The following is a 10188-nucleotide window of genomic DNA, read 5'->3' on the forward strand; positions in this document are numbered from 1 at the left end:
CATGCACATCAACATCCCTGGCTACGACATCCACGGTGAAATCGGCGAAGGCGCGATGGCCACCGTGTACCTGGCGACCCAGCGCTCACTGGAACGCAAAGTGGCGCTCAAGGTCATGGCCGCCGCGCTGGCCGCCGATGCCTCGTTCTGCGAACGCTTCCTGCGCGAGGGCCGCACTCTGGCGCGCCTGTCGCACCCCAATACGGTCACCATCCACGACATCGGCAACGTGGGCGAGCTCTATTACATGGCTATGGAGTTCCTGCCCAGCGGCACCCTCAAGGAACGCCTGGCCACCGGGCTGAGCCCGGAGCAGGGCCTGACCTACCTGCGCCAGATCGCCTCGGCACTGGGGTACGCCCACGCCCAGGGGCTGGTACACCGCGATGTGAAGCCGGCCAACATCCTGTTTCGTGCCGACGGTACGGCGGTGCTCTCGGACTTTGGCATCGCCAAGTCTCTGGACGACCGCACCCAGTTCACCCAGGCAGGCTTCGCCGTGGGCACGCCCAGCTACATGAGCCCTGAACAGGCGCGCGGCCAGGAAATCGATGGCCGTGCGGACCTTTATGCACTGGGCGTGGTGCTGTACGAGATGCTCGCAGGCAAACTGCCCTATGTGGGCAACGATGCGTTGTCCACGGCGCTGGCGCACCTGACCCAGCCTCTGCCTGAGTTGCCGATCAGCCAAGGCCGGTACCAGTACATTCTTGGCAAGCTGCTGGCCAAGGATCCAGCGGAGCGCTTTGCCGACGCTCACGCACTGCTGGCCGCCCTGGACGAGCTGCCCCCTGAAGTGGACGACGCCACGCGTGTCCAGCCAGCGGTGATCACAGCTGTGCCTGCACCGGCGCCGCTGGTGTTGGAAAAGAAGGCGCCCCTGGCACCTTCTCCGGCTCCGGCGGCCGCAAAGAAACGCCCGATATTAGCGCTGAGCGCTATCGCCGTGGCGGTGATGCTGGCCATCGGGGGGGGCGGCTATGCGCTGCTGGCTGGTGGCAGGACCACTGCCGGGCCCGAGCCGGTTGCGCGCCAGCAAGTACCTGCCCACGCACCCGTGCAACCACCTCCCGCAACCGCCAGCACCGAGCAGGATGGTGGTCATCGCCCCTTGCTGATGGCAGGCAAGAAAACCCTGTTCCAGCGCATTCTGAGCAAGCCTGGCGCCACACTGGCCGAGGCCCCGGGCAGCCAAGGCAACAAGCCGCTGCCGGCGTTTTCGGTACTTTACGTGTACCAGCGCAAGGATGTGGAAGGCACTCAATGGCTGCGCGTGGGTGCCGGTACCGAGGGCCACAGCGATGGCTGGCTAGCCGCCGACCAGGCCAGCGACTGGAAACAGAGCCTGGTATTGAAGTTCACCGAACGCTCCGGCCGGGCGCCAGTGATGTTCCTGCACGATGCCACTAGCGTCGAGCGCCTGCTGGCCGACCCGGCCGCCGCACGCCGGGCTCTGGACCAGGCTGGCCAGGGTGATGGCAAGCTGGTGATGGCACTGGAACCGGGGACCAGCGCGATTCCCCAGGACAAGTTCTACCTGCTGCCGATTTTCGATTCGCGCGAAAGCTTCGACGAAAACGGCCAGCCGGTGCAATTGCTCAATATCGCCTCCATCGACCCCGGCACCAGCGCTCAGGCCCGTACCGAAGGGCCGGCGACCGCGGCCAGCACTGATGCCTTCCGCACGGCGGTGGTGCTGGTGGTGGACACGTCCGTGTCGATGCAGCCCTACATCGACCAGATCACGGCAGTGGTACATACCCTGCAACAGCAGATTGCCCAGCAAGGCGAACTGAACAATGTCAGCTTCGGTATGGTGGGTTTTCGCAACAACATCGAGAAGACCCCCGGCCTGGGCTACCTCACCAAGATCCTGATTCCCCTGGACCAGGGCCGCGACCCTCAGCGGTTCCTGGACCTGGCTCGCCAGGTGAAAGCCACCACGGTCTCCAGCCAGTCCTTCAACGAAGACGCATTCGCCGGGGTGATGCAGGCGGTGCAGGGGATGGACTGGTCCCCCTATGGCGGCAGGCTGATCCTGCTGGTCAGCGATGCCGGCGCTTTGCGCAAGGCTGACCCGCTGAGCAGCACGCACCTGAACGAAGCCGAGGTACGCCAGGCTGCGCTGAACAAACAGATCAAGATTTTTGCCCTGCACCTGCTGACTGATGCGGGCAAGAAAAACCATGCTTCGGCCGAACAGCAGTACCGGGTACTGACTACCGACCCCAACCCGCGGATCGGCGACCTGTACGTGCCGATCCCCGGTGGCGACGTGCAGCGATTCGGCGAGCGGGTAGGCGAAATCGGCTCGGTGTTCGCCCAGTTGGTGCACCAGGTGCGCAGTGAGCAACCGCCGGTACCGCTGCTGGCCAACTCGCCAAGCCTGACGGACAAGTCGGCAGCTATCGGCTATGCCATGCACATGGACTTCCTTGGGCACCGTGCCGCCAACCGCGCGCCACAACTGGTCAGCGCCTGGACCGCCGACCGAGACTTGACCAACCCGACGCTGCCCGCGTTTCAGGTGTGCGTGTTGCTGACCAAGCTGCAGCTCAACGACCTGCAACAGTCGCTGAAACTGATCGTCGATGCCGCGCGCAAGACCCAGACGTCGCCCAAGGACTTCTTCCAGGAAATCGCCAGTGCCAGTGCCTACATGAGCCGCGACCCGTCGGCGCTGCGCAGCGGCGCCAACCTGGCCGATGGCGGCGTGCTGGGCGAATACCTGCAGGGCCTGCCATACCGCAGCAAGGCCCTGACCATGACCCAGGACCTGTGGCTGTCGCTGTCGGTCGCCGAGCAAGAGGATTTCATCGACGAGCTGGAGTCCAAGATCCAGCTCTACGAAACCTTCCACAACGACCTGGCCAACTGGGTGCGCTTCGGTGATGCCGAGCCAGGTGACGCCCTGTACCGCGTACCGCTGTCGACACTGCCATGATCCTGGACCTGCGCGACGTACGAATCACGCGGGGCCAGGGGGCCCAGCGCTACAGCCTGGTGGTGGAACAGCTGTGTCTGGCCGCAGGCCAGCAATATGCCCTGGTTGGCCCAAGCGGCTGCGGCAAGAGCACCTTGCTCGACTTGCTGGCGCTGGTGGCCGCGCCGCAACAGGCTGCGCACTTTCGCTTCTGCGACGCTGATATTGCCCGACTGTGGCAGGACAAGCGCCACGATACCCTCGCCGATTTGCGCAGCCGCCACCTGGGCTATGTGCTGCAGACCGGCGGCCTGCTGGGGTTTGCCAGCGTGCAGGCGAACATCAACCTGCCCCGTGCGCTGCTGGGCTTGCCGGACGACGGTAGCGTCGAGCGCCTGGCCGAGCGCCTGGACATTACCGAACACTTGGGTAAAAAGCCCGCGCAGTTGTCTGTCGGCCAGCGCCAGCGGGCCAGCTGTGCCCGGGCCCTGGCCCATGCGCCACAACTGCTGCTGGCCGATGAGCCCACCGCCTCGCTGGACCCGATCAATGCTGAGCGGGTAATGCAATTGTTGCTGGCCCAGGCCGGCGAGCTGGGGGCTACCCGTGTGGTGGCCACGCACGATGAACGACTGGCGCGCCGCAGTGGCCTGCCCTTGTTGCACCTGGCCATGGCCCGCGACGCCGATGGCGGCGTCACCGCACGCGTGGTGCAGCCCTGATGCGCCTGTCATTGATCGCGGCACTGGCCTGGCAGGATTGGCGTGATGAGTGGCGCCTGTCGCTGTGCGCGGTATTGGCCCTGGTCGCGGTAGTCACACCCCTGCTGCTGCTGTTCGGACTCAAATTCGGCCTGATCGGCGAACTGACCGAACGCTTGCAGCAAGATCCGGGCGTGCGCGAAATCATCCCATTGGCAGGTGGCCGTTTCAGCGCCGGCGACATCGAGGCGTTTGCCACCCGACCGGACGTGGCCTTCGCCCTGCCCCGCACCCGGCAGATCGCCGCCACCGCCGACCTGCTAGACCCTGAAGGCAAAACGTTGGCGGTGGAAATGATTCCCACAGCCGCTGGCGACCCGCTGTTGGGCCACCTGACAGCACCCACGGGTATCCAGGACGTGCTGTTGAGCCAGACCACCGCGCAGAAACTGCATGCCCAGGCGGGCCAGGCACTGGTTGCGTTGATCACTCGGCAGGACGCCGGCCAAGTGCAAGTCCACCGTGTGACGCTGCGGGTAACAGCAATACTGCCGATCGCAGCCTTTCAACGGGACGCGGTCTTCGCCCCCTTGGCACTGCTGGAAGCCGCCGAAGATTACCGCGACGGGCGCGCCGTGCCCGCGTTGGGCTGGGCGGGCAGCGCGCCCGGCGGCGAGCGCATCTACCCCGCCTTCCGTCTGTATGCACGGGACCTGGCGGCGGTGGAGCCGCTGCGTCAGTACTTCGCCGGGTTGGGGGTGACCGTGGCCACCCAGGCAGGCGCGATCGAACAGGTGCAGGCCCTGAGCCGGCGCTTATCCACTGTTTTCTGGCTGATCGCCGGCTTGGCCTGCGGCGGTGCGTTCGCAGCCACCGCTGCCGGCACCCTGGCCGCCGTGGAGCGCAAGCGACGTGCCCTGTCGGTACTTCGGCTACTGGGCCTGCGGACCACCGCCCTGCTCGCCTTTGTCCTGCTGCAGGCGCTCTACAGCGCCTTGCTCGCGGCCCTGCTGGCCGCGCTGCTGTATGCCGCAGGTGCCGCCATCCTCAATGCATTTTTCGATCAACTGGCCAGCCGCCTGCTGCCCGTGCACTTGGTCATCGCCCTGTTGGCGATCCTCGTGGTCAGCCTGGTGGCTGCCACGGCCGGTGGCTGGCGAGTCACACGCCTGCAGGCCGCACAAGGAATCCGCGATGTTTAAACACTGGGCACTCGCTGCGCTGGTGGCTGCCAGTTCGCTGGCCATGGCCGACGACAACAAGTTCGACAACCCCAAGCCATTGCCCGATGACGTCAGCCTGCCGCTGCCATGCGGCGGCGAAATGGTATTCCGCTACGTCTATGTGTTGGCCAACGGCCCGCTGGACGACCGCGAGATCAACCTGGGCTATCCCTTCAGCGAGGGTGAGGCCGGCTACAAGCAGTCCTTCATTTCCGGGTACCGACGCGACTACATCAACGGCCAGTTCACGCTCAACGACCTGGCCGAAGACTGGCGCAAGACGCTTGTCCCCTTGCTGCCCAAGAGCGGCGCGGGCAACCCGCTCAAGCCCATGCTGTACTTCGTCGGCAAATACGAAGTCACGGCCCGTCAGTACGCCCAGGTGATGGCGCAAGCGCAATCGCTGGCCAGCGGCGAAGCACCCCCGGCCTGCGAGGCCGACGATGCCATGGCCGGGCGCCTGCCCAAGGTCATGCTCTCGCACTTCGAGGCTGAGCGCTTCGCGGCGGTATACAGCGCCTGGCTGATGAAGTACCACCGTGACCTGCTACCGGTCAGTGGCCGCGGCACCAGTGCCGAGGACGGTGGCCTGGGCTTCGTGCGCCTGCCCACGGAAGTAGAGTGGGAATACGCCGCACGGGGCGGCCAGGCGGTCAGCCGCCAGGAACTGGAAGGCCGGCTGTTTCCCCGGCACAAGGAAGGCAGCGACGAGGACGCCCCCCTGGCCGACTATGCAGTGTTCAGCCAAGTGGCGGGGGGTACCGGCCAGGGCGCACGGCTGCTGCCCATTGGCACCAAGCTGCCCAACCCCATCGGTCTGTTCGACGTGATCGGAAATGCCGCGGAAATGGTCCAGGAGTCGTTCCAGCTGGTCAGCGCCGGGCGGCGCCAGGGCACCTATGGCGGCTTCGTGGTCAAGGGCGGCAACTATCTGGAAGGCGAGATGACGCTGTTCACCGGCATGCGTCGGGAATACCCGTTGTTTGCTGCCGATGGTACCGAGCAACGCAATGAGACCACCGGCTTTCGCGTGGCACTGGGCGCCCTGGCGGCGCCGCGGTCGCGCTACAGCGAACTGTTCGCGCAATGGCAGAAGGAAGGTCGCCTGGCCTCGCTCACCGATGCCATCGACGACGCCCAGGACCCGACCAAGCGCCTGGACGGCATCATCGCCGCCAGTGTCGATCCGCGCCTGCAGGCAGAGCTTGGGTTGGTCAACGAAGAGCTCAAGCGCAACGTCTCGCTGATCGCCAAGCAGCGCGAGGAAGCGGCGGGCAACCTGATCCAGTCTTCGGCATTGGTGGCCGAGACCATCAACAACTACAACATTCGCCTCACCAACCTGCGCACCACCCGCGACAAGGCCCTGGCGATGAAGGACCAGGCCAGCGCTGACCTGATCGGCTCGGCCATCGACAACGGGCGCAGCGCCCTGGATGGTGCCGTGGCGATCTATATCGACAACCTGGCCACCGGTACCCGCTACACCGATGCGGTGATCCAGGCGCAATTTCAACGAGTCAAGGAAGAACTGGGGCGCAAGCCGGTGCTGGGCAAGAGCCTGGTAGCGCGCGCCACATTATTCGTCACCCATGTCGGCAACTACCGCAAGCAGCAGCGTGCCGACCCAGCGGTGATTTTGAAGGAACTGCTCGCCCAGTCCGGCAAGAAGTGATGGCCGGGCTGACGAGTGAGCGTGCAAGGGCGGGCAGCCATGGTGGCAGCCCGGCCAGGATAGACAAACCAAAGGAAGAGATACCCATCATGCGTTCGACCCTCAACACTTTCGCGGCCGCCGGTGCGCGCCGCAGTGCTCTGCTGATCGCTACCAGCTTTACCCTCGTACTGGGCGGCTGTGCCAGCTCGCCGACCTCCAAGGTGGCCCAGACCACCAAGGTCGAGTACTACCCCACTTGCTACGAGCCCGTGGAACACCTGCGCAGCACTGATTCGGACGTAACCAAGTCGGTCGCTACCGGCGCGGTCGTCGGCGGCCTGCTGGGCGGCGTGACCGGCGCACTGGCCGGTGACAAGGAGAAGATGGGCCGTAACGCTGCCATCGGTGTCGCCGGCGGCGCACTGGCCGGTGGCGCGGTGGGCTACTACACCCAGAAACAGAAGCAGATCACTGATGACAAACAGCGAATCGGCTCCTATGCCACCGACCTGGACAGCAGCAGCCAGTCCATGGACCGTAACATCGCCTACGCCAAGGCATCCCAGACCTGCTACCAGGCCGAATTCGACCGTCTGATCTCGGCCCGCAAGGCCAAGACCATCAGCGACACTGAAGGCCGTCGTCGCCTGGCTGAGATCGTCTCGGGCCTGCGTGAAAGCAACCAGCTGATCGTCGCCGCGAACGGCAAGGCTACCCAGGATGTGGACTCCTACAGCCAGGCTTACGAGAAAGACCTGCAACAGGTTGGCGTGCAGCGCCAGGACGTGGTCACCGTAGCAGCAGCGGATACCGCGCCGGTCAAGGCCACTTCCAAGACCAAGGCCAAGGTCAAGAAGCCGGCTGCCAAGAACGTGCCGACCGAAGCGGTAACGACCGAGAAGAGCCTGCAGAACGCGCAGGCCAAGCAGGCTGAAGGCAAGCAGGTGGCGGCCAACGGCCAGAGCCTGATGGCCAAGGTGTGCAGCAGCCCTGACATGGGTGACTGGGCGCCGGACAGCTGCAAGGCTTGATAGAGCCCCTTAACTGAAAAAGCCCCGGTTGCGTGAGCAACCGGGGCTTTTTTGTGCGCTACCGACTGCGATCGTGTTGTTCGCATGCGGTAGATGCCCGCGCTGGACAGTGACCAGGGCAGTAAAAAAGCTAAAACGTTTAACTACCCTCCACGCCTAGTGGCAAATAGACGCACCCCAGGATTGTATTGCCCTCGCGGAGCCGCTAATGTGAGCAAAATTTTACCTTTGCCTCAGCTTCTTCATGTTCACGCATCGAAGCGGAGCCAAGTATTCATTGTTTCTCAAGCAGCTGAAGACAACCTACAAGAAGTCAGCGCAGGGGGCATGAGAGTGAGGGCGATACCGTTTATCGGCCTTGTATGTCCACCCCGCCTGTCATCGACTGCCCGACTTTGTGGCAACCCGTGAGCCAGGAAACCGCGCGTTCGCAGCGGGCGGGCGGATGAGCTTCTATCCTGGAAATCACAGTATGTTGAAGAAACCGAACAAGGCCTTGTTGGGCCTTGCCTTGTCGATGGGCCTGATGCAGGCACACGCGGAAGAGTCCAAGAAAGTCGACGTGTTGCTGGTCGGCGGCGGCATCATGAGCGCCACCCTGGGCGTCTGGCTCAACGAGCTCGAGCCGGGCTGGACCCTGGAGATGGTAGAGCGCCTGGACGGCGTTGCCGAAGAAAGCTCCAACGGCTGGAACAACGCCGGTACCGGCCACTCTGCTCTGGCCGAGTCCAACTACACGCCCTACGGCAAGGACGGCAAGATCGAAATCGCCAAGGCGATCGAGATCAACGAGGCGTTCCAGGTTACCCGTCAGTTCCTGGCCTGGCAGGTCAAGTCGGGCGTGTTGAAGAACCCGCACTCGTTCATCAACACCACCCCGCACATGAGCTTCATGTGGGGCGACGACAACGTCAAGTTCCTCAAGGCCCGCTACGAGGCACTGCAACGCAGCCCGCTGTTCGCTGGCATGCAGTACAGCGAAGACCAGGCGCAGATCAAGCAGTGGGTTCCGCTGATGATGGAAGGGCGAGACCCCAACCAGAAGATCGCGGCCACCTGGACGCCGATCGGTACCGACGCGAACTGGGGTGAAGTCACTCGCCAGTACGTGGCCGCCCTGCAGACCAAGCCTAACTTCAGCCTGAAGCTGTCCAGCGAAGTCGAAGAGATCACCCGCAACAAGGACGGCGGCTGGCACGTCGAATACAAAAACCTGAAAGACGGCACCACCCACGGCACGGACGCGAAATTCGTGTTCATCGGGGCCGGCGGTGGCGCGTTGAAGCTGCTGCAAAAAGCCGATATTCCTGAGGCCCGCGATTACGCTGGCTTCCCGGTAGGTGGCTCGTTCCTGGTGACCGACAACCAGGACATCGCCATGCAGCACATGGCCAAGGCCTACGGTATCGCTTCGACCGGTGCACCACCCATGTCCGTGCCGCACCTGGACACCCGCGTGCTGGACGGCAAGCGCATGATCCTGTTCGGGCCATTCGCGACCTTCTCCACCAAATTCCTCAAGAATGGCTCGTACTTCGACCTGCTGTCGACGACCACGCCCCATAACGTGTGGCCGATGACCAAGGTAGGCGTCGAGCAGTACCCGCTGATCGAATACCTGGCTGGCCAGTTGATGATGTCGGATGACGACCGCTTCAACGCACTGAAGGAGTACTTCCCGCACGCCAAGAAAGAAGACTGGCGCTTGTGGCAAGCCGGCCAGCGCGTGCAGATCATCAAGCGTGACCCCGAGAAAGGCGGTGTGTTGAAGCTGGGTACCGAGGTCGTGTATTCCCAGGACCGCTCGATCGCTGGCCTGCTGGGCGCCTCCCCGGGTGCTTCGACTGCCGCACCGATCATGATCGATGTGCTGGAGAAGGTATTCAAGGACCAGGTTGCCACGCCTGCCTGGCAGGAAAAGATGCACCAGATTGTTCCTAGCTACGGTACCAAGCTCAATGACTCGCCAGCGCGCGTTCAGCAAGAGTGGGACTACACCGCTGACATCCTGCAACTGAGCAAGCCACCGGTGATCGACGCGGCTGCCTACCCGGCTGCCAACGCTGCGCCGGCCAAGCCGGCTGCACCTCAGGAAAGCAAACCGGCTCAGGACATGGCGCTGTAAAGCCCCTTCAGCACCTGAGCACACGCGCTGCCTGATACTTCAGCAGCGCTTGGAAAATCCGATGCCATGCACTGGCATCGGATTTTTTTTTGCCTCTTCGGCAGGGAGGCTACGAGCGCGCTGGCTACGGGCAGCTTGTGGCGCTTGCTGGGCGCGCGCCTGGCTTGGTATGGAGCGTCATGGGAGGTGTTGAGCTGCCTTATGGCGGCGGGCTTGGCTAGCGCGCTTGCAGGAGCCTGGAGGCTCGTTGCCAAGCCAGCGCCTGCAGCAATGGTCGGGGTCAACGTGTGGCGGCCCCTGAAAAGACAAAACCCCCAGTTGCGCTGGCAACTGGGGGTTTCGGAATTCAATCTTGACGATGACCTACTCTCACATGGGGAAACCCCACACTACCATCGGCGATGCATCGTTTCACTGCTGAGTTCGGGATGGGATCAGGTGGTTCCAATGCTCTATGGTCGTCAAGAAATTCTGTGTGCCAACCCGTCACCAGGGACGTGTCAGCCAAAAATGTAGGAGCTTCTACTA

The 10188-nt window shown here is 63.7% G+C and carries 6 protein-coding genes and 1 rRNA gene; 6 read left to right on the forward strand and 1 reads right to left on the reverse strand.

From position 1 onward, the window contains the following. The first annotated feature begins 1 nt into the window (after nucleotide 1). The 6 genes from QBK88_RS24585 (at nucleotide 2) to mqo (ending at nucleotide 9660) form a co-directional block, all read left to right on the forward strand. Nucleotides 2-2944, forward strand: a complete 2943-nt coding sequence (locus tag QBK88_RS24585) for a serine/threonine-protein kinase (RefSeq protein WP_277964053.1) — start codon at nucleotides 2-4, stop codon at nucleotides 2942-2944. Then, entirely contained in the window at nucleotides 2944-3645 is a 702-nt protein-coding gene (locus tag QBK88_RS24590) for an ABC transporter ATP-binding protein (protein ID WP_277964057.1), read from the forward strand. Before QBK88_RS24585 ends, QBK88_RS24590 begins: the two co-directional genes overlap by 1 nt. Further along, nucleotides 3645-4826 carry an FtsX-like permease family protein gene (locus QBK88_RS24595; protein ID WP_268146549.1) on the forward strand — a complete coding sequence of 394 codons (1182 nt, stop codon included), beginning with the start codon at nucleotides 3645-3647 and terminating at the stop codon, nucleotides 4824-4826. The genes QBK88_RS24590 and QBK88_RS24595 overlap by 1 nt, the downstream gene beginning before the upstream one ends. 43 nt (nucleotides 4827-4869) lie before the next feature. Then, nucleotides 4870-6522, forward strand: coding sequence for a formylglycine-generating enzyme family protein (locus QBK88_RS24600; RefSeq protein WP_445764993.1), 1653 nt, complete (start codon nucleotides 4870-4872; stop codon nucleotides 6520-6522). 89 nt (nucleotides 6523-6611) lie between these two features. Further along, the gene (gene tagQ, locus QBK88_RS24605; protein ID WP_277964054.1) at nucleotides 6612-7535 is read left to right on the forward strand and encodes a type VI secretion system-associated lipoprotein TagQ; all 924 of its coding nucleotides are present in this window, start codon (nucleotides 6612-6614) and stop codon (nucleotides 7533-7535) included. Nucleotides 7536-8007: 472 nt separating this feature from the next. After that, on the forward strand, nucleotides 8008-9660 hold the full coding sequence (gene mqo / locus QBK88_RS24610; RefSeq protein WP_277964055.1) for a malate dehydrogenase (quinone): 1653 nt from the start codon (nucleotides 8008-8010) through the stop codon (nucleotides 9658-9660). A 350-nt stretch (nucleotides 9661-10010) separates the two neighbouring features. Here the strand turns inward: mqo and rrf are convergent. Then, a 5S ribosomal RNA gene (rrf, locus tag QBK88_RS24615) occupies nucleotides 10011-10126 on the reverse strand. Between the last annotated feature and the right edge of the window lie 62 nt (nucleotides 10127-10188).

Source organism: Pseudomonas sp. RIT-To-2 (assembly GCF_029623465.1).
Taxonomy (GTDB): domain Bacteria; phylum Pseudomonadota; class Gammaproteobacteria; order Pseudomonadales; family Pseudomonadaceae; genus Aquipseudomonas; species Aquipseudomonas silvicola.